Genomic DNA, 20568 nt, shown 5'->3' on the forward strand with positions numbered 1-20568 from the left:
ATTTTAAGACATCTTTAACATTTAGATTGTTACTTATTTTGAAGATTCTTCTTTTGCCGTATACGTCTTTATGGCTTGGTTAGGTTCTATAATGTTGTAGCCTTTCCAAAACTCAGGGTCATAACGTGTTAAATATGTAGGCGTAATCTTATTGTCAAAATTTTTATTTTCAAAGGTGCTACTGCTAATTTCTTCAGTGTCGTAAATTACAATTTCATAGCTATTTATATTCGTAGCGGCAAAATCAAAATCTAGGGATAATTCGTTTTGTCTATTCTTTCCTTTTACTACTTTGTTGAATTCAATTATTTTTAGAGGCCTTTTTGCACCGCCCATTCCGCCGTGTTCTTTTTCAATGTATCTTAAGTTATATTTATCGTTTGGCCCTTTATAAAATATCATTTTACCTTTATCTAGATAATCATTCATGAATACTCCTAGTAGTTTAAATGATTTTAAAGATTTTACGTTTTCATAATCCACTCGTACTATAGCGAAATCATCGGCATTTACGTAGAGTGTTCCTTTATAATCTGCATTTCCGCTAGGAACAAAATCTAAAATATAGACAATATCTTGACCTAGATATGTGAGTTCACGAATGGAGAAATCATACTTTCGAGATTTTGTTAAGAAATTAAGCTTAGAATCATCCATAAAAAACAGATCTTCATAAAGGGTCGATATTTTATTCGCTCTACCTGCCGCAAAATGTAACTTCTGTTCTTCTTTACGTTTTTTGTCTTCCTCTAATTTTTTATTTAATGCGGCTACGTCAGAAGAGTCTACTTGTGTTCTAAAAAGTTCTTCATTGTCAATTTTTGTTCCGAATATGCCTGATTTAATTTTCAAATAGGAGTCTGGCTTTACATTCTCTTTTAGAATTTTCTCCATGCGCTCTTCTAGCTGATCAAGGTTTATCTCACTGTTTTTATCATACATTTTAGATGCCTTAATAACATCAATCTTCTGTTTTTCACTGTTGTAATTGCCATATAGATCGCAAAGTACTTCTACATAATAATCATCACTACGGGGTATAGAGCTTATGATTTCATCAACAAAATTCTTATTGAAAGCATCAATGGTAGATTCAAAATTTGAATAATTAGTTCTGTTCAAATATTGGTGGTAGTGCTCTCTAAAAAAGAGTCTTTTTTTGCTAAATGATTTTGTGTAGTTTTTATCTACGTTATCTTTTATAAAATCAACAATCTCGTCTGCAGAATAGTTCTTATTAGAGACCACCACGTTCTTTAATTCAATATTCTGAGGACTTAGTGTTAGTATAGAATCTTTAAATTCTCCTAAGGTAGTTTTGTAGGTTTTGTAGCCCATACTAGAAACAAATAAAGAATCTGTTACCTTATTTTTAGTATTTAGAAGAATAGTAAAAGTGCCTTCCCCATTGGTGATTACGCCCATATCATCAGCAAATTGTATAGTTGCAAATGGTATTGGTTCTTGGGTAACAGAATCTATAACTTTAGCGCTAATAGTTTGCGCAAAGTTGTAGTTTACGGAAAGTAATAAAATAAAAAATAATCCAAGTGTAGTAGTTTTGATCATAGTGTTGTTTTAAGTGAGCCAAAACAAAACAAGGAATAGAAAAGCATTAAAGAAGCAACTTTTTGATTTTCTTGTGAGCTATTTAATACTTATTTAACTGTTTTATAGGCTAATGAAATGATCTGCGTATTTATGAGATCACCTTCTCTAAAACAATAGACGCAACTACGTTTAAAATAGTTGCCTAAAAGACTATTTATTTTTTAATTAGGATGTTAGTGGCAACCACAGTCGCTTGATCCGCAGCTTTTTGTAGCTTGCTTTTTAGAGGAAAATAATCTTTTAGGTAAGAAATATTTTTTCACAATATACCCTACTGCGATGAGTAAGGTGGCATACATTAATATGTTTTGTAATAGGTCCATACTACTTTAATATTTGATAAGCGATTAAGGAAACTATATAGGCAAACACACTCATGAAAATTAATTGTGCCATTGGCCATTTCCAAGTATTTGTTTCTTTTTTTACTACTGCTAAAGTACTTGCGCACTGCATAGCAAAGGCGTAGAATAACAATAATGAAATCCCAGAAGCTAGGTTAAACAAGGGCATTTGTGTTGCAGGATTTATCTCTGCAGCCATACGGTTTGTTATAGTTTCTTCTTCATCACTACCAACGCTGTAAATAGTTGCTAATGTTCCTACAAATACCTCACGTGCAGCAAATGAAGTTAATATGGCAATACCAATCTTCCAGTCATAACCTAGAGGTTCTACAATAGGTGTAATGGCCTTACCCATATACCCCATATAGGAGTTTTCTAATTTAAAGCTAGATATTTCTTGCCTCTTAGCATGCTCAAATAAATTTGCAGACTTGGCAGTAATAGAATCTGCTATGGCAAGTTGGTCAATGGTGTATACTTTTTCAATGATGCTATCATTCAAAGCTCTTTCGTAGCTAGCTAATTCTGAGGCAATGGCATGCTGGTTATAGTCAGATAACCCAGAAGTGTTTATTTTGTTTGTAACAATCTCTTCTGCATTCTTAAATTCATTAGAGATACCGTTTGATCCTAAAAACCATAGGATAATAGATATCGCTAGTATAATTTTACCGGCACCAAATACAAAACTTTTTGTCTTTTCCAAAACCGTATAAGCTACATTTTTTAGAAGCGGTAGCTTGTAGTTAGGCATTTCAATAACAAAAAACGATTTGCTTTTAATCTTCAATATTTTATTCAAGATCATGGCAGAAATAATGGCAGTAAAAAAACCTAATAGATAAAGTAGCATTAGGGTTAATGCTTGATAACTGAGTCCAAAAAATCTGCCATCAGGAATTACGAGGGTAATTATAATAAGGTAAACAGGTAGTCTGGCAGAACAGGTGGTAAAGGGAGTTACTAATATGGTTATCAGGCGTTCTTTCCAGTTCTCAATGGTTCTAGTTGCCATAATTGCAGGAATGGCACATGCCGTTCCAGAGATAAGAGGTACAATACTCTTTCCGCTTAATCCAAATGGGCGCATCAGCCTATCCATTAGAAATACAACTCTACTCATGTAGCCAGTTTCTTCTAACAATGATATAAATAAAAACAGAAATGCAATTTGTGGTATGAATATTACAATACCACCAATGCCGGCTAAAATTCCCTCGGCAAGTAAATCTGTAAATACGCCCGGTGGTAGTGAGTTTTCTACCCATTCTGTAGCACTTGCAAAAGAATTTTCTATAAATTCCATCGGGTACGCACTCCAAACGTATATGGCTTGGAAAATGGTAAGTAAGATTAAGAAGAAAATAAGATACCCAAAAACTTTATGAGTAAGTAACTTATCTAGGCTAGCTCTAAGGCCTTTTGCAGCATTTAAGTCTACTTTATGCGCTTGTTTAAGAATACCATTTATAAATTGATATCTTAAAATAGTCTCTTTTTGTTGTAAGCGTTTTAGCTCAGGTTTAGATTTTGTGGCGAAAGAAGCTGCGTTTTGATAAAGTGTCTTTTCAATAGGCATAAAGTTAACGTCTTGCGTAATTACAAGCCATAACTTATAAATGTCTTCTTTAGGAAACGCACTGCGTAAGCGATCAAAATATTCTGGAGAAATAACTGTAGCATCTATATTTGGTTCTATAGATAGCGATTTGTAATCGGTTATAAGTTCGCGAAGTTTCTCAATTCCAATTTTCTTTCGGGTACTTACTAAAGCTATTTTGGTGTTTAATTTTTCTTCTAATAAGGGAATATCTATTGTAATTCCTTTCCTAGACATTCTATCAGCCATATTAATTACTAATATGGTCGGAATTTTTAAATCTTTTATTTGTGTGAAAAGAAGAAGGTTTCTTTTTAAGTTTTCAACATCGGCTACTACCACGGCAACATCAGGAAAGTCTTTGTCGTTCTTATTTAAAAGAAGTTCTACGGCAACACTCTCATCTAATGATGTTGTATTAAGGCTGTACGTTCCGGGTAAATCTATAATGTGTGCTTTAACACCACGAGGTAACTTACAAACCCCTTCTTTTTTTTCTACTGTAATTCCTGGGTAATTCCCTACTTTTTGGTTTAAGCCTGTTAATTGATTAAAAACAGAGGTTTTTCCTGTATTCGGGTTTCCAATTAATGCTACCTTAATTTGCTTACTCATTATAAAAAGGTAGTATTATCTATGATTTCTAAATCGATGAGTTCTGCCATTGCTCTGCGTATGGCTATGTGCGATCCGTTTACATTGATGTAGATAGGATCTTTTAGAGGGGCAACTTGCAATAGTTCAACTTCATTGCCTGGCAGGCAGCCAAGTTCAAGTAACTTGATAGGCAAGATGTCATCTGCAAATTCTTTGATGATGCCTCGTTCTCCGCGCTTTAATTGTGCTACCGTTTTGATCAATGTTTATTTAGATTGATTTTAATTAAGAACAAAAATAGGGAAAATCAATAAAATAGAGACCTTTGTAGTCATAAAAGAGTATTAATTTCATTTAGAAGCTTCTTTGTCTCTATAGGAATCTTTTAAAACCTTTAAATCTTTCAGAAGTTTCTCTATTTCCTCAGGATTGGTACCGTCATAAGTGCCTCTAATTCTGCGTTCTTTATCAATCAACATGAAGTTTTCTGTATGAATCATGTCAAAAGGCCCACCATCACCATCAGTCTTGACAGCCATATACGATTTTCTGGCTAGGTCGTAAATTTGTTTTTTATCGCCAGTAACTAAGTTCCATTTTCTATCGACAACACCTTTTTTAATAGCGTAAGCTTTTAGTTGTGCAACAGAATCAATTTCTGGAGTTACGGAATGAGAAAGCAACATCACCTCGTCGTCGTCTAAAATTTCTTGTTGTATCGTCCCCATATTATCTGTCATAATTGGACAAATAGTAGGGCAGGTGGTAAAAAAGAAATCGGCTATATAAATTTTGTCTTTGTAGGCGTCATTAGTGATCAGTGCTCCGTTTTGATTGGTCAGAGAAAAATCGGCTATAGTGTGGTATTTTTTTACGTGGAGTAATGACGTGTCTACCAATTCTGGATTAAAATCTGCAGGTTGGTAAATGGGAAGTATTTTTTTTGGTTGCAGGGCGTTATAAAACAAATACATGATTACGGCAGACAAGCAGAGAAAAACAATTCCGAATAACTTATATTTTGCAAAAAAAGAACGCATATTTTTTATGCAAAGATACTAACGTGCTCTTAACCATTCAAGACATTCCTTAGTTTTGCTGCTAAATATTTCTTAAAACATTTGAGCGGAATATACTTTACTTTTTTTAGACCTTCTAAAAGCTTACTTTTGGCGCACAAAAAAGTTAAAATTAGCACTAAATGGGCGTAGTTACACAGATACTTACCTTTATATTAATAATATCAATACTGGTTATTTTACACGAGTTGGGGCATTTTCTTCCCGCAAAATATTTTAAAGTTAAAGTTGAAAAATTCTACTTATTCTTTGATGTCAAGTTCTCTTTATTTAAAAAGAAAATAGGAGATACGGAATATGGTATTGGATGGTTGCCATTAGGAGGTTACGTAAAAATGGCGGGCATGATTGATGAAAGCATGGACACGGAACAAATGGAGAAAGAACCGCAACCATGGGAATTTCGTTCTAAACCAGCTTGGCAACGTTTAATCATAATGTTGGGCGGGGTAACCGTTAACTTTTTTCTAGCTTGGATTATTTATACCATGCTTATAGTGACCAATGGAGATAGTTACATTCCTGCAGATAATTTAAAATACGGAATTTTAGTAGATTCTATAGGAGAAGGTATTGGATTAAAAACGGGAGATAAAATCTTATCTATTGATGGTGTAAAATCTAAGAAGTTCACAGATGCTACTTTAGATATCTTATTAGGAGATGAGATTACCGTAGAGAGAGATGGGCAAAAAGTTACCTTTCCGGTTCCTGATGAAGGAATTAAGCAAGTATTATCTACACAAGGAAAAAACTTTTTAAGGTACAGACAAAAATCACTTATAGATAGTGTAGTGCCTAATTCCATAGCTGCTAAAGCAGGTATAGTTTCAGGAGACCAAATTATATCTATCAATAATACCCCTAGTGAATATTGGAACGATTTTACAACAGCAATTAGAAGTTCAAAAGGAAAATCTATTGCTTTAGCAGTAAATAGAGATGATCGTATAGAGAACTTAAACTTAGTAGTGCCAGAAGAAGGTATAATTGGTGTGTATTTAAATGCAGATGATTTAATAGTGACAGATGAGTATAGTTTTCTTGCAGCAATACCAGCAGGGTTTAATGAAACTATAAACGTGCTTACAAAGCAGATCAAACAATTTAAAATTATATTCAAACCTAAAACTGAAGCGTATAAATCTGTTAAAGGACCTATTGGAATCGTAGAAATGATGCCTCCACAATGGAACTGGATGTTCTTCTGGAATTTTATGGCTATGTTCTCTGTTTGGTTGGCATTCGTAAATTTATTACCGATTCCTGCTTTAGATGGCGGACACGTAATGTTTTTACTTTATGAGATGATTTCTGGACGAGCTCCGAGTGAAAAAACATTAGAGCGTGGGCAAATAATTGGTTTTGTGATTATTATGGGCTTAATGGCAGTTATTTTTGGAAACGATATTTGGAATATTATCAAGCGTTTTTTCTAATGTTTTAGAGCAATTAAAAAAAAAATTAAAATTTCTATTTTTTTTGTTTGGCTAGTTTGAAAAAACAATTATATTTGCAGCCGCTAACGCGATAGAGTACACTCCTCCTTAGCTCAGCTGGTTAGAGCATCTGACTGTTAATCAGAGGGTCCTTGGTTCGAGCCCAAGAGGGGGAGCAGAGCGACAGAAAGCCTTTACAGAAATGTAGAGGCTTTTTTGGTTTAATCAAGTATAGCTTTTTTTAGCTGAATTTTATTATGTAACTCCACTTCCAACTATAGTCAACTGGTCAAGTTTTTAGGTGAAAAAAGGTTCCCGTGAAGGTTCCTACTTAAATCTTTAAGGTTCCCATTTTTAAAATCGAAAAGTATGCTAATTGTTTAACTAAAAATCAATTAGTAATGAATCAAAAAAAACTATCAATTCGCTTTGTAATAAGTAAAGCGAAACTCAATCAAAGGGGCTTATGTCCAATCTCATGCAGAATTACTTTTGAAAATAAAAGAAAGTCATTTTCCACTAGTCTTTTTGTTGCTCCTGATTGTTGGAGTGCTAAGAAACAATTAGTGCTTGATCGAGATATTGAGAATCAAAATAAAAATGGGCAACTATCTTTAATAAGTCAAAAAATCAATCAAGCCTATTTATTTTTACAAGTTCAAAATACAGAATTTAATGTTGATGATATTTTAGATAAATATTCAAACAAAAAAATAAAGAAAGAGGACAACGTAGTTAGTTATTTTAAGAGGTACTTATTAGCGCAGTATAAACTAATCAACAAGGATATTAAGCCTGTAACATGGAAGAAATTTGAATATGTATGTAATCATGTAGCGTCATTTATCTCTTTTAAATATCATAAAAAAGACTTCCCTTTAAATAAACTGAACCAACAATTTTTAAATGATTTTGAGTACTATTTAAAGACTGAAAAAGATCAGAAGCAGGTAACTGTCAACAAAGTAATTCAACGCTTTAGAAAGCCTATTAAATTGGCTGTATCAGAAGGTTATCTAAATCACGATCCTTTTGTAAATCATAAGCCTAATAGAGCTAAGAAAGAAGTAGTTTTTCTATCTACAGAGGAATTAATTTTATTAGAAAAGCATCATTTTGAACAGGCTAGGTTGCAATTGGTTCGTGACCTATTTATTTTTTGTTGTTATACGGGGTTAGCATATCATGAAATGGCTAATCTTAAAAAAGAACATTTGGTAAATGGTTTTGATGGAAATCAGTGGATACAAATTAAAAGAGAGAAAACAAGTAAGTTGATTTCAGTTCCAATACTACCGAAGGTTAAAATTCTAATCAACAAATATGATTCTATTTCAGACTATGTTCTTCCTAAGTTTAGTAACCAAAAGATAAACTCATATTTAAAAGAAATTGCTTGGATTGTTGGTATTAGTAAAAAAATTACCCATCATACTGCTAGAAAAACATTTGCTTCAACAGTACTATTATATAATGATGTTCCTATGGAAATTGTTAGTGAGCTATTAGGTCATTCTAACATGAATATTACTCAAGAGTATTATGGTAAAGTGGTTCAGAAAAGTATTGGAAGGGAAATGGTTAGGCTTTCGAAAAAATTAGGTAGTAGCTAACCTTTAATAGTAAATAAATCAGCTAGAGAAATCTTTAATACTTGGGAGATTTTATTACAGTTAGAAATAGAAGTATTGATTACTCCTCTTTCGATTCTACTAATTTGAGATATTTCAATATCAAGTTCATTTGCTAACTCTTCTTGGGTTAAAGCTCTGGCTTTTCTTAGAAGTCTTAGGTTTTTCCCAAATGCTATTAAAAACGCTTTTTCATCTAAATTATCCACGTTTTAAAATTCGTGGAGAATAAGATTTAGTATATAGGCAAATATGCCTATTTTCATTAATTTTAACTTAAATAGACGTAAAAAATGAAAGGATTCAAATTAAGTATCATGCTAATGTTTTTTTTAACTGGTTCAACAATTGCTCAAGGGTTAATATATGAAGGTAATAAATCATATAATACTTCTGATACTTGGGAGTTTATGGATAATTGTGAAAAAGGATTTGCCAAGGTAAAAATTACATTAGGGAGGTATAAAAATGATACATCAGGAATATTATTAATGGAGATATGGAAACCCTTTAAGATGCGTTTTTCCGACGAATTAACAATTTACCTTGAAAACGGGGAGATAATTAGAATCTATTCAAATGGAAATAGAGATTATGTTGATGATTCAAATATGGGTACTTATACCTTAACAGCTAAAAATATTGAAGAATTAAGGCTCACTAAAATAAAAACAATAAGATATTCCTATACTGGAGAATTTAATAAAACGTGTACTGCATCTAATGAAAAATTAATATCATTTATTGAAACGGAAAAGGATTATGACACTATTAAGTCAATAAAAAATCTTTGGTAGATTCTATTAGTAAAAAATATGTAATGAACGATAAAAATCAGAAATCAAATATTATTTCTAGCATTTTAATTTTTGGATTTGTTTTCCCAGGAGGTGTGGTTTTCATAGTTGAGTTAGTTAGAGGAAATTTAACATCGGCAGTTGTTTTTGGACCAATATTTTGGGGAATTATAGGTTACATCATTGGTAGGGTTAAGTAGTATTTCTATAAAATTTTGGGCTATGCTTAATGGTTATTTTTTAAGAAGAAAGTATAAGAATCAATTGCTAGATTATTTAAATTATAGCATTCACATTTTATCAGTAAAATCTTTTGATGATCTTATTGTTTGTGAAATATCACTAATTTCAGAAAACGAATTGATTGACTTAGGTAATACTATTTTAGTCAATGATAAGGATAGGGGGTTTATTAAACAAATACTATTACAATACTTTCAAGGAGATCATGATAGTAAATTTAGAAGTATAAGAATTGGCTTAAATGATGATAATTTATTGCCTGTGGATGTTAAAGCTACCAACAGGTTTGTTATGGGTTTTGAGCAATTTTTTAAAAATCATAGATACGGTAGTAATTATATTAATAAAGATGGGGGGCTAATTTTTCATACAAGTATGGGAACTCAAAGTCTATATTTAAAAAAGTTATATTAGAAAATTCTAGATAATTTTCTGAACTTGACTTTCAATCTCACTCCTTTTATAATAAATTCTATTTCCGACCCTATACCCCGTTAAAATCCCATTTTTTGTCCAGTTATTAAGAGTGGGGTAAGATATTTGAAAGAAGTTAGCAGTTTCTTCTCTTGACATCAATTCAATGAGTTCTTTTGGTTGGAAATTTTCGTTTAATGAATTGATTTCACTTTGAAGCATATTTAATTTTTCCAAAATTAGTTCTACAGCGTTCGGTAAATCTTCAAATTTCAAATTTTTCATTTTCTTAAATTTTAAATGTTAGGTGTAGGTTGTGTCAATTGATAATTTAAATTTTATCCTATTTTTCTTCTTCAAATTTTGAATTTTTTTTGAATTTTTTTTTGGTGTAGCCTATTGGTCAAACCAACCCACAAACATCCCCGCCCTTTCTAGGGATTGGGGGAATATCCCCACATATCAAATTATAATTTTAAAAATAAAATCATGGTAAAAATTATTGATTACAGAACAAGATCTAATGATCAAGGAAAGGAGTTTAATGTATTAATTGTTCAAGGTGGGGTAGAACCTATTAAAAGTAGAACTACAGGAAAAGTTTATTTTTCTACGAGGACGGCATCAGTACCTTCAACTTTTGATGAAGACACTTGTAAACAACTTATTGGAACATCGTTTGAAGGTAAAGTGGCTAAAGTTCCATGTGAACCTTATGATTATACTTTTAAGGAGACAGGGGAAACAGTAGAACTTTTATTTCGATATGAATATGTGAATGAAGAACTAGATATGACTGAAAAGCATCTAATACCAGAAGACGAAGTTCTTTAAAAAAATATTAAGTAATAATTAAAGAGGGCTATATCAGCTCTCTTTTTTTGTTAGTTGAACAATTTAAAATTAGTATAAAATTTAATTAATATAATTATGCAATTACATCAAGCGAAAAGGGGTAACACAAAACTTAAAATCGGTTTAAGTGGAGCTTCTGGGGTAGGTAAAACTTACTCAGCATTACTATTAGCATATGGAATTACAACTGATTGGTCCAAAGTAGCAATTATAGATACTGAAAATGGAAGCTCAAATCTGTATGCTCACTTAGGTAATTTCAATGTGTTATCGTTGATAGCACCTTATAGTCCAGAAAAGTATATAGAAGCTATTACAGCTTGTGAAAAGGCTGCAATGGAAGTTATTATCATTGATTCAGTGTCGAATGAATGGAAAGGGTCTGGTGGGTGTTTAGATATTCACAGAAAGTTAGGAGGGAGATTCCAAGATTGGAGCACCGTAACGCCAAAACATCAAGCGTTTGTTGATAAAATAATTCATTCTAATGTGCATATTATAACAACCGTTAGACGTAAAATAGAATATGTTACAGGTTTGGATGGTAGAGGTAAAATGACTGTAACCAAACTAGGAACAAAGGAAGAAATGCGAAATGGATTTGAATATGATTTAACGCTCAATTTTGAACTCCTAAATGAAAAGCATCTTGCCAGAGTTACAAAAGATAGAACTGGACTTTTTAAGGAAATGAACGATTTTATTATAAATACAACTACAGGAAAGAAGCTTGCAGAATGGTCAAAAGAGAATATTAATTTATCTGAAATTTTTATTGAGATAGATAGCTGTTCTGCGCTTGAAGGATTGCAACATATTTATTCAAAATATCCAAATCTTAAAAATCAAATAAAAGAACGCATACTTCAGCGAAAGGCTGAAATAGAAGCTTTAAAAAATCAAATTATTAATTCTGACCAGATTCAGAATTCTAAATAATTCAGATTGAACTTAATATATAAGCCCATATTTATTGTTTTAAGGACCCAAATTACTTCATTGCATATTATATATACATAGCGTTTACATGAAAAATAGTGAGTTAGTTGAACTACTCAGGTACTCTACGCCATGGAGTATTTGGGTAGTTACATTTGAGAATAAATTAATTGAATTAAAATGTCCTTTTATGGTTTTAGCAATTAGGAATGTGGGTAAAATACCTACTGGTGAAATGTGTATAGTCACTTATGTAAAACTATCTACAAATCTTCATGTCGTTTACATTATAGATGATACACCTTATTTCTACAATCATTTTGAAATTTTGATTGATTAATTTTTAGAGTTTTATGCTGTATTTTCCCTAATCAATTAGGTTTTGAGACGGATTTACTCTTTAAAGAAAATCCCCTGAAAATGTTACTAGTTAAATCAAAATTGGTGCGAGATAGTTTTTTGAATATTTCGCATCTTTTTTGGATTTAAAAAGTTTTATAATAGTTAATAGAGTCTTTTTCGGTTAAATATGTTTAAAAAAATTAGGAAAATCCAATTATTTTTCGTATTGTTGCAAGAATTAATGGTTTGAAGCCATAAATTAAGATTACAACCGAAGGAATAACATTATAATTACTGCACAACTAGTAGATCATATTACAACTGATTAAGATAACTGCATCTTAATTTATAGAATACAAGCCATACTCAAATTCAGAGAGTATGGCTTTTTTGTTTCAGTACTTCAAACTCACGTAAAATCAACTGCATCCAATTTAGATAACTGAATGAGTAAATATTTTGAACAATGAATTGACGAAAAAATAAGAGGTCAAAAAATTCCATAAAAAATTGAATGTAATTTATCATGGAGCTCAATTTCTAACATAAAGTTAGTTAAAGTAAGCGCTTAATAAAACCTAGAGCGAAGTTATGACGAAGGATAGAATGAAGTAAAAAAGGTTTTTTATTAAAAAATTATATAAAATGAAATTAAGTAGTAGAGAAAAAGAAGATGAATATTATTTATTTAATTCAATTACTAATAATTATACTATCAATTATGTTACTGATGAAGATGAAGATGACGTGGGCAATAAGGTGTCTGAATTTACTGGTGTATCGAACGAAGGAGGTGACTATTATCGATGGAAAAATGATGACACTTATCCGATATTCCTTTCTGAATGTTCTAGTATTACAATTCCAAGGAGAATTAAAAGAGATTTAGAAAGATTACCAAAAAACATACTTAAGAAAATTGATCAGGAGAAAAGTGTAGCCGTTGAAAAATGCTTAATAAGCGTTTCTAATTTAACACCAACAATCTTTAAAGATAACAAATGGAAAAGTTTATCTTCTAAGGTTTTACATGAGCAAACCAAGCGAGGTAATGATAATACCTATATATACAAACATATTATTAGAGCTTTAGAGTATCATACTAATAGTACATTACCTATTATTGAATGTAAAAAAAACAGCTATAATACTGATACTTACGAAAAAGGTATTATCGCTAAACAATATAAATTTTCATCACATTATGAATTTAGTAATGTTGTTAAGTACAATTTAAAAGATGGTGATAGTATAAAAAAGAGAACTCGATATTTATATTCTAAGCTTAATAGAGCTTCAAAAAACCCTATTGGAAAAAATTTGATTTCGCTGTACGGTCGAATTGAACTTCCAACAGAAAATGAAATATTAATTGAAGGAAGGAGACTAGTTAAAGAAGGATATCGAACAAAGAAAGGGAAACTTCTAACTTATCTAAATAAAAGATCGAAAGATTACTTTAGTGATTTTGAAAGTAGAAGTTTTATAGAGGAAAATTTAAAACAGTTCAAATATCTTACGTCTAGTGGGTATATGATTCCAAATATTGGAGATATTAAATCAGGAGGTAGAGTTGTAGATAGTTTTAATCTAATGCCATCATGGATTAGACAAATGTGTTTAATTGATAATGAGGAAATTGTTGAGTTAGATTATTCAGCCTTTCATCCAAATATTGCTTTATCAATTTTTGAGGGTAACACTCAATTTTTGACCCATCAACAAGTTGCTAAAGATCTTGACAAAAATGTCCAAGAAGTTAAAATTGAACACTTATCTTTTTTTAATAAACACCCTAACGAGATGAAAAAAAGTATTCTTTATAGGTACTACTCTAGTAAAGAACCTCTAATGCTCAATAGAATAATACAAGATAAGCATCGAAATAATTATAAGAATACCTCAAAACTATTATTCAATAAAGAAGTAGAAATTATGACGGAATGTATAAAAGCTTTGAACAAGCGAAATGTTTATGTCATATATGTTTATGATGCACTGTATTGTAAAAAGAGTGATAAAAATATAGTAAAAGAGATTTTGAATAAGGCGGTAATTGATAATGGAGTATTTACACAAGTAAAATAATTTAGATAAGGGTTATGGAGGCTATAGGAATAATATATAAAGCGACAAATAGAGAAAATGGTAAAGTGTATGTTGGTGCGACAACAAAGTCATTAGAAGCTCGTAAAATAGATCATATTCAGAAGTCAAAAGAAAATAAAGGAAGTGTATTTCAAGTAGCACTCGGAACATTTGGTCCAGAGGCTTTCATATGGGAGGTTATCTATGAAACAGAATCTATAAATGATTTAGCCGACAAGGAAAGTTATTTTATTTCTAAGTTCGATTGTAGAAATAATGGATATAACAGTGACAGGGGTGGAGGGTTCAATAAGAAAATTTATCAATACACAATTTGGGGATTGATGGTTATGGAACATCATGGTTTACATAATGCTGCATGGATGGTGTGTGGGAGAAAAAAATCAGTTTCCAATGCATGTTTAGGTAACAATAAAACTTATAAGGGGTATTATTGGAGTTATAGGTTAGTTGATGAAAATTCTTGGAATAAAGATGAAAGAAAAAAACCTGTTATTCAATCAAATATGACTGGATATAAGGTAGGAGAATATTCTTCAGTTTCAGAAGCATCAAAAGTAACAGGCATTTCAAAAACCTGTATAGCTAGATGTTGTAGGGGAGAAAGAAATCAAAGTAGTGGTTTTATTTGGAAATATATAGGGTTAAATAATTAGTTGTCTTTAATGTGTTTTTTACAATAAATTTTTTATAAAAATATAATGATATACGTTCTATAAACACAAAGTAATTAATATATATTTACATTTTTAAATCATAATTATTTATGAACAGAATAAAAGAAGTACTTGAAGAAAAAGGTATTAAACAAGTTTGGTTAGCGGATAAGTTAGGGAAAAGTTTTAATACGGTTAATGGGTATGTACAAAATAGAGCACAACCTAGTTTGGAAGTATTATTTGAAATAGCTAAAATTTTAAATATAGAGGTACAGGATTTAATAGTTTCTAATATCAAAAGTGAACATGAAGGATAAATTGAATGTTATAGACTTATTTTCTGGTTGTGGTGGTTTAAGCGAAGGTTTACTGCAATTTGAACATTTTGATTTGGTAGCTCATGTAGAATGGGAATTACCAATGATTAAGACCTTAAGAAACAGACTAGTTGACACTTGGAACCACTCATTTGAAGAAGCAAGAAAAAGAGCTATTTTTTTTGATATTCAAAAAACCAAAGAGTTGATAAATGGTGATTGGGGAAGCGAATCAAAAAAAAAATTTGCATCTGATAATGATGAGTTAGTTGTCAATAAAGGTCTGAAAGGACTTATTGGTGATAAGAAAATCGATATAATTGTTGGAGGTCCACCTTGTCAAGCTTATTCTATACATGGTAGAGCTACAGACCCAAATTCAATGAAAGATGATTATCGTAATTATCTATTTGAAAGTTTTGCAAAAATTGTTGAAAATTTCAAGCCAGAGCTGTTTGTTTTTGAAAATGTACCAGGTATTTTAAGTTCAAAACCTGGGGGTATTCCAATTATAGAAAGAATCTCAAAAGCTTTTGATTCTATAGGTTACAAAATATTAGATAATACTGATATTCACAATTCAGTATTTGACTGTTCTGAATATTCTGTTCCACAAAATCGAAAAAGAGTCTTGATAATAGGTGTTAAAAAAGATTCAGTCTTTGAATTGAATGATTTTTATGAGTCCATAAAAAGGAGAAGTAATAAAGATAATAAGAAAACTGTGAGAGATGCTATCGGCTTTTTACCAGCGATTTATCCTTTAAAAACATCAATTAAAGAAGGTAAAAAAAATATATCTCATAGGGCTGTTGAGAATAATATATTACAACATATTCCAAGATATAATAATAGTAGGGATATAGAAATTTTTAAAGAGTGGGTTAGAAATAAGATGAACTATATACCTCATCAAGATAAGATTGATTTTTACTATAAAATGACTAAAAAGAAAACTCTATATAGTAAATATAGAAGTTTAGAATGGGACAAACAGTCATATACAATTGTAGCTCATTTACAAAAGGATGGTTTAACATTTATCCATCCTGATGCAGAACAAGCCAGAAGTATTACAATTAGAGAAGCAGCATTATTGATGACTTTTCCAATTGATTATAAATTTATTGGCTCTAACGCATACTGTTATAAGATGATAGGTAATGCTGTTCCTGTAACTTTTGCAAAAGCTCTTGGTCAATCTATATATGAAGTGTTTTCTAATAAAGAAATAAATAAAGAAATAAATAAAGAATATGAATGTATTGATAGCGTGTGAAGAAAGTCAAACTGTTTGTAAAGCTTTTAGAAATTTAGGTATTGAAGCTTTTAGTTGTGATATTCTTCCGTCTAGCGGTGGTTATCCTGAATGGCATTTTAATTCTAATGTTTTTGAAATAATTGATAATAATGGTGGCATATTAGAAAATGGTGAAGAACATTTTATTGATGGTAATTGGGATTTAATGATTGCTCATCCTCCATGTACTTATTTAGCGGTAAGTGGAGCTAGATGGTTTTATCATCCTGATGATAAACATTTGCCTACCTCAAAAAGAAGACCTCATCCAAGGTTTCCTGACAGAGCAAAAAAAAGAGATGAGGCTTTAGAGTTTTTTATAAAATTGTGTGAGTCGCCAATTGAAAGGATAGCTGTAGAAAACCCTGTTGGTACTGTAAATACTAAATATAGAAAACCAGACCAAACTGTTCAACCATGGATGTTTGGTGATGAAGCATCAAAAAAAACTTGTCTTTGGTTAAAAAACTTACCTGATTTAGTTCCAACTAATATTGTGGGTGAAGGAGAAAGAGTTGTTTTGTCTAGCGGTAGGTCTCTACCAAAATGGTATTCAGATTCGTTTCATACTTCAATCCCAACAGAGTTGAGAAGAACTTTAAGAAGTAAAACTTTCCAAGGTTTTGCTGATGCAATAGCTCTACAATGGTCTAACTTTTAATTTTATGCTTTACATAAGAAAAATATTCAGACAAGATTTAAGGGATGGAAAGCAAATAGCTTTTCCAAAAGAACCTTCAAATCAATTTTTTAACTTCAGTTATAATCCAGCTGATTCTGACAGACAAATAAGTTTTAAATTTAAAGAAGATGATTCTACTTCTTCTAATTATAGTTTTACTGGTAAACTTATAAATACACGTTTATATGCAGCAGGTAGTGAATCAAGAATTGATGGGGAATTAAAACAATTTTTAAAAGATTTTTTAAATGCGCAAATAGATGATATAATAGTTTTTACTAAAAAAAGAAGTGATACATCATTTGAGTTCAAATTTGTTCCTCAATCATCTGGCAATTATAGTTTTTTTCACTTGTTATTAAATAATTCAAACCATGAAGTTTCTCTTATTGAAAGTAATACCAATGAAGAGCAACCTGAAGACCTAACAATTTTATCGGATAATGTTTTAAACCAAATAATTTATAAATCATTTGTATATATACATGAAAACTTTAGAGAGGATGTTTTGTTTAAAAATATTAATTTTAGAGAGTTTAGGATTAACAGTAATTCATTTCAAGGGATTTGTATAGATCAATATTTTGGTTCTAATCATTTACTAGGACAGTTTACATCTCAAAAGGATGATGAAAGTTTAAAATCTGGTGGTATTAAAAGGTTTTTTGCTAATAGTTTTTCTATCCTCGGTAACAGCAATACTTATTTAAGTAATCAATGGAGTGAAGAAGGCGATAATGCACGCTCATTAAATTCTTTCAATAAATTCTTATCTGATGTAACAGAAGACAATTTGCGGATTGTTAAGAATGAAAGTGTGTTTCATTTAATATCAAAAGGCAACTATTTTTTTAAGCCTATTAATAAGATTTTTTATGGAGCACCAGGTACAGGTAAATCACATAAAGTAAATAATCTGGTCAAAGGCAAAGATAATAGAGTACAGAGAATAACTTTTCATCCTGAATACGATTATGCCACATTTATAGGTAGTTACAAACCTAAAATGGATGGAGATAATATAAAATATGAATTTGTACCTCAAGCTTTTATTAATATTTATACAAAAGCATGGAATAATCCTCATAAGGATTTTTATTTAGTAATTGAAGAAATTAATAGGGGTAATTGTGCGGAAATATTTGGCGATATTTTTCAATTGCTAGATAGAGATTCAAATTATAATATTACACCTGCATTAGAGCTTGAGAATCATTTAAAATCAGTACTTACTGATGAACAAAAAGGTTTAGAAAGTGGTAAATTGAAACTGCCAAACAACTTAACTATTTATGCAACAATGAATACATCAGACCAATCATTGTTCCCTATGGATAGTGCTTTTAAAAGAAGATGGGATTGGGAATATATACCTATATGTTATGACGAGACTACTGATGAAGGAGATTCAAATCCATCTTATAATTACATAATAGATTTAGGGAATGGAGCGACTTTCAAATGGAATGAGTTTATATCAAATGTAAACCTTAATCATATCCAACAAAACCCTGTTTTGGGAATGGATAAATGTATAGGTAATTATTTTGTAAAACCGAAAAAAGGGGAAACCACTATAGATGTTGATACCTTTATAAATAAGGCTATTTTTTATCTATGGAACGATGTGTTCAAAGATGAAAAAAATATTGTCTTTTATGATGAGGAAGGTAAATTAGTAGCTTATGAATCTTTTTTCCCAATTAAAATAGAGGGGGTACAAAAGCTAATAGAATTATTAGAACGTGTAGAAGTTACTGTAAATATCTCAACAGAAAATTCAGGAACAGTAGAAGATGAAGTTACTAATTGAGGAAGAAGAATATCCAATTGATTTACTCGAAGGTATCTTTGATGATTTAAAGTTTTACAAACAAAATGGTTTAAAGGCTACTGTAAAAACGGTAGGTTATTACCACTCTTATAAAAAGAAAGAGTTGGTTTTAATGCTGCCTAAAGTTTTTATGCAAAATGGGGTTGAAACTGTTTTTAAGGGTACTAAAGATGAGCTTTATAATTCTCTTGAGCATTCATCAATTAAGCACGACTCAAAATACCAATGGTTAAGAGAGTTGAGCATTCATTTTTATGATAGTTTGGTTGAGTATAACAACAGATGGAATCAAAATGGTTTAATCTCACCATCTCGTACCTTTGAATTAAATTCCAATCTAGGTGAAGATAATTACTCATATTTAGATATACTTTTGAGTATTGTAAACTTCTACAAAAAGAATAAAACTCATATTTTATATTGTCACATAGAGCAGATTACTAATAATGCATCAAAACCTAAATGGGAAAAAACTATTAGAAAGTCATTGCCTTTTATGGCTAATTCTAAAACACCTATTTACTTAAATATTCGTAATAAAAAAAAGATGGTTAACAAAGAGGAAGAATTAATTACATATTTCTTTTCAATCCTTAATCATTTGAATAATCATCATAACTTAAATCTTAAAATAGATAAATCTTATAAGCTGTTTAAAGACGATGCTTTTATTAATTTATGTGAAGATGAATATGGTTTAAGAAAACTTAAAAAAATAAAATACCGCTACTTTAATGATACCTTAAAGCGAATGTATCAGTTATGCGAATTGTATTTTTCTAATAATGATTATGCAAGTAGCAAAAAAGAAAAAGAAGAGTTTCTATGTACCAATAATTACAATATTATTTTCGAGGATATGATTGATAAACTGTTTACTGATACAATAGCTGTAGATGAAGACATTCAAAATTTAAAGAAAAATAAGGATGGTAAAATCATAGACCATATTTATGAGGATAAATCTTTAATAGATAGAAGCAATATATTTTTTATTGGTGATTCCAAATACTACAAATCCGATAATACAGCGAGTCAAAACTCAAAATACAAGCAAATTACCTATGCTAAAAATATCATACAATATAATATAGACTTATGGAACACAAAAGGTCAATTTCATAATCAAAGTATTAGATATAGAGATGATGAAACAGAAGGCTACAATATTACACCCAACTTTTTTATCTATGGTCATATTGAAGACCCTAACGACTTTGAAAATCCTAAAATAATTCAAAAAACAGTTAAACCAGAAGTATCCTACCATTGGTCAGATAGGTTATTCGATAGAGACACGTTATTTGTTCACCAATATTCAATAAATTTTCTTTTTGTTTTAAAATCATATACAGCATATAATAGCTATAAATTAAAGTCTTTTAGAGGTGATGTTAAGAAGAAGTTTAGAAAGGGGTTTATAGATTATTTTAATAGTACAAAAGATTGTGGTTTTACATTTTATCAATGTACACTTCAATCGTCAGAGTTCCCTAATTATGTACGAGACCGTTTTAAAGATTTTAATGGAAAATCAATTATAACACAAGACAATAGATTAATTATAGCTGTTAAAAAAAATGATGTCAGTTTAGATGTTTATTTAAAAGACTTTACTATAATAAATAATTTTAAATAACTATTAAAACCTTAAAATATTATTTTTTGCAAAATTAAAATTTAATACATAGAAAAGGGTGAAATTACTTCCACCCTTTTCATCCCAAATCTTACCATAAACTTAACCTACTTATGCTATGGCAAAGCTAAAAT

Annotated in this window: 21 protein-coding genes and 1 tRNA gene; 16 read left to right on the forward strand and 6 right to left on the reverse strand. The window is 30.4% G+C overall.

What is annotated here, in order from left to right:
* Positions 1 to 33: 33 nt before the first annotated feature.
* From M666_RS06270 to M666_RS06285, 4 genes are all read right to left on the reverse strand, one after another.
* Complete coding sequence (locus M666_RS06270) at positions 34 to 1569, reverse strand: carboxypeptidase-like regulatory domain-containing protein (protein WP_029447323.1); 1536 nt, start codon at positions 1567 to 1569, stop codon at positions 34 to 36.
* A gap of 366 nt (positions 1570 to 1935) precedes the next feature.
* Positions 1936 to 4173: a ferrous iron transport protein B gene (feoB, locus tag M666_RS06275; RefSeq protein ID WP_029447322.1), complete on the reverse strand. Its 2238-nt coding sequence runs from the start codon at positions 4171 to 4173 to the stop codon at positions 1936 to 1938.
* Positions 4173 to 4418 carry a FeoA family protein gene (locus tag M666_RS06280; RefSeq protein ID WP_024482112.1) on the reverse strand — a complete coding sequence of 82 codons (246 nt, stop codon included), beginning with the start codon at positions 4416 to 4418 and terminating at the stop codon, positions 4173 to 4175. Before M666_RS06280 ends, feoB begins: the two co-directional genes overlap by 1 nt.
* An 87-nt stretch (positions 4419 to 4505) precedes the next feature.
* Positions 4506 to 5195 (reverse strand): SCO family protein, encoded by a 690-nt coding sequence (locus M666_RS06285; protein WP_024482111.1) that lies wholly within the window; start codon positions 5193 to 5195, stop codon positions 4506 to 4508.
* Between the two features lie 161 nt (positions 5196 to 5356).
* On the opposite strand from M666_RS06285, the gene rseP reads away from it, so the two are divergent.
* The 3 genes from rseP (at position 5357) to M666_RS06300 (ending at position 8286) form a co-directional block, all read left to right on the forward strand.
* Entirely contained in the window at positions 5357 to 6673 is a 1317-nt protein-coding gene (gene rseP / locus M666_RS06290; protein WP_024482110.1) for an RIP metalloprotease RseP, read from the forward strand.
* Positions 6674 to 6775: 102 nt separating this feature from the next.
* Positions 6776 to 6849, forward strand: a tRNA-Asn gene (locus tag M666_RS06295).
* A 225-nt stretch (positions 6850 to 7074) separates the two neighbouring features.
* Positions 7075 to 8286 carry a site-specific integrase gene (locus M666_RS06300; protein ID WP_029447321.1) on the forward strand — a complete coding sequence of 404 codons (1212 nt, stop codon included), beginning with the start codon at positions 7075 to 7077 and terminating at the stop codon, positions 8284 to 8286.
* On the opposite strand, the gene M666_RS06305 is transcribed toward M666_RS06300, so the two are convergent.
* Positions 8283 to 8513: a type II toxin-antitoxin system RelB family anti-toxin gene (locus tag M666_RS06305; RefSeq protein ID WP_029447320.1), complete on the reverse strand. Its 231-nt coding sequence runs from the start codon at positions 8511 to 8513 to the stop codon at positions 8283 to 8285. The two genes, M666_RS06300 and M666_RS06305, sit on opposite strands and share 4 nt — an antisense overlap.
* An 84-nt stretch (positions 8514 to 8597) precedes the next feature.
* Here M666_RS06305 and M666_RS06310 point away from each other — a divergent pair, with 84 nt between their 5' ends.
* The 3 genes from M666_RS06310 to M666_RS06315 are packed head-to-tail and all read left to right on the forward strand — an operon-like array spanning position 8598 to position 9758.
* Positions 8598 to 9101: a hypothetical protein gene (locus M666_RS06310; RefSeq protein WP_029447319.1), complete on the forward strand. Its 504-nt coding sequence runs from the start codon at positions 8598 to 8600 to the stop codon at positions 9099 to 9101.
* Between the two features lie 23 nt (positions 9102 to 9124).
* Positions 9125 to 9301 carry a hypothetical protein gene (locus M666_RS20475; RefSeq protein ID WP_158400219.1) on the forward strand — a complete coding sequence of 59 codons (177 nt, stop codon included), beginning with the start codon at positions 9125 to 9127 and terminating at the stop codon, positions 9299 to 9301.
* A 22-nt stretch (positions 9302 to 9323) separates the two neighbouring features.
* Positions 9324 to 9758, forward strand: coding sequence for a hypothetical protein (locus M666_RS06315; RefSeq protein WP_151198037.1), 435 nt, complete (start codon positions 9324 to 9326; stop codon positions 9756 to 9758).
* Positions 9759 to 9764: 6 nt separating this feature from the next.
* Here M666_RS06315 and M666_RS06320 read toward each other — a convergent pair whose 3' ends face one another.
* Complete coding sequence (locus M666_RS06320) at positions 9765 to 10043, reverse strand: helix-turn-helix domain-containing protein (RefSeq protein ID WP_029447317.1); 279 nt, start codon at positions 10041 to 10043, stop codon at positions 9765 to 9767.
* Between the two features lie 204 nt (positions 10044 to 10247).
* Here M666_RS06320 and M666_RS06325 point away from each other — a divergent pair, with 204 nt between their 5' ends.
* The 10 genes from M666_RS06325 (at position 10248) to M666_RS06370 (ending at position 20434) form a co-directional block, all read left to right on the forward strand.
* The gene (locus M666_RS06325; protein ID WP_029447316.1) at positions 10248 to 10592 is read left to right on the forward strand and encodes a hypothetical protein; all 345 of its coding nucleotides are present in this window, start codon (positions 10248 to 10250) and stop codon (positions 10590 to 10592) included.
* A 96-nt stretch (positions 10593 to 10688) separates the two neighbouring features.
* Entirely contained in the window at positions 10689 to 11552 is an 864-nt protein-coding gene (locus M666_RS06330; protein WP_029447315.1) for an AAA family ATPase, read from the forward strand.
* An 88-nt stretch (positions 11553 to 11640) separates the two neighbouring features.
* Positions 11641 to 11892: a hypothetical protein gene (locus M666_RS06335; protein WP_029447314.1), complete on the forward strand. Its 252-nt coding sequence runs from the start codon at positions 11641 to 11643 to the stop codon at positions 11890 to 11892.
* 647 nt (positions 11893 to 12539) lie between these two features.
* The gene (locus M666_RS06340; protein ID WP_029447313.1) at positions 12540 to 13982 is read left to right on the forward strand and encodes a hypothetical protein; all 1443 of its coding nucleotides are present in this window, start codon (positions 12540 to 12542) and stop codon (positions 13980 to 13982) included.
* 14 nt (positions 13983 to 13996) lie between these two features.
* Positions 13997 to 14659 (forward strand): GIY-YIG nuclease family protein, encoded by a 663-nt coding sequence (locus M666_RS06345; RefSeq protein WP_029447312.1) that lies wholly within the window; start codon positions 13997 to 13999, stop codon positions 14657 to 14659.
* 110 nt (positions 14660 to 14769) lie between these two features.
* Positions 14770 to 14979: a helix-turn-helix transcriptional regulator gene (locus tag M666_RS06350; protein WP_029447311.1), complete on the forward strand. Its 210-nt coding sequence runs from the start codon at positions 14770 to 14772 to the stop codon at positions 14977 to 14979.
* Entirely contained in the window at positions 14969 to 16258 is a 1290-nt protein-coding gene (locus M666_RS06355; RefSeq protein ID WP_029447310.1) for a DNA cytosine methyltransferase, read from the forward strand. Before M666_RS06350 ends, M666_RS06355 begins: the two co-directional genes overlap by 11 nt.
* Positions 16236 to 16940: a hypothetical protein gene (locus M666_RS06360; protein WP_029447309.1), complete on the forward strand. Its 705-nt coding sequence runs from the start codon at positions 16236 to 16238 to the stop codon at positions 16938 to 16940. The genes M666_RS06355 and M666_RS06360 overlap by 23 nt, the downstream gene beginning before the upstream one ends.
* Positions 16941 to 16944: 4 nt before the next feature.
* On the forward strand, positions 16945 to 18774 hold the full coding sequence (locus M666_RS19945; protein ID WP_029447308.1) for an McrB family protein: 1830 nt from the start codon (positions 16945 to 16947) through the stop codon (positions 18772 to 18774).
* On the forward strand, positions 18758 to 20434 hold the full coding sequence (locus M666_RS06370; RefSeq protein WP_029447307.1) for a response regulator: 1677 nt from the start codon (positions 18758 to 18760) through the stop codon (positions 20432 to 20434). Before M666_RS19945 ends, M666_RS06370 begins: the two co-directional genes overlap by 17 nt.
* Positions 20435 to 20568: the final 134 nt, after the last annotated feature.

The organism is Cellulophaga baltica 18 (assembly GCF_000468615.2).
Taxonomy (GTDB): Bacteria; Bacteroidota; Bacteroidia; order Flavobacteriales; family Flavobacteriaceae; genus Cellulophaga; species Cellulophaga baltica.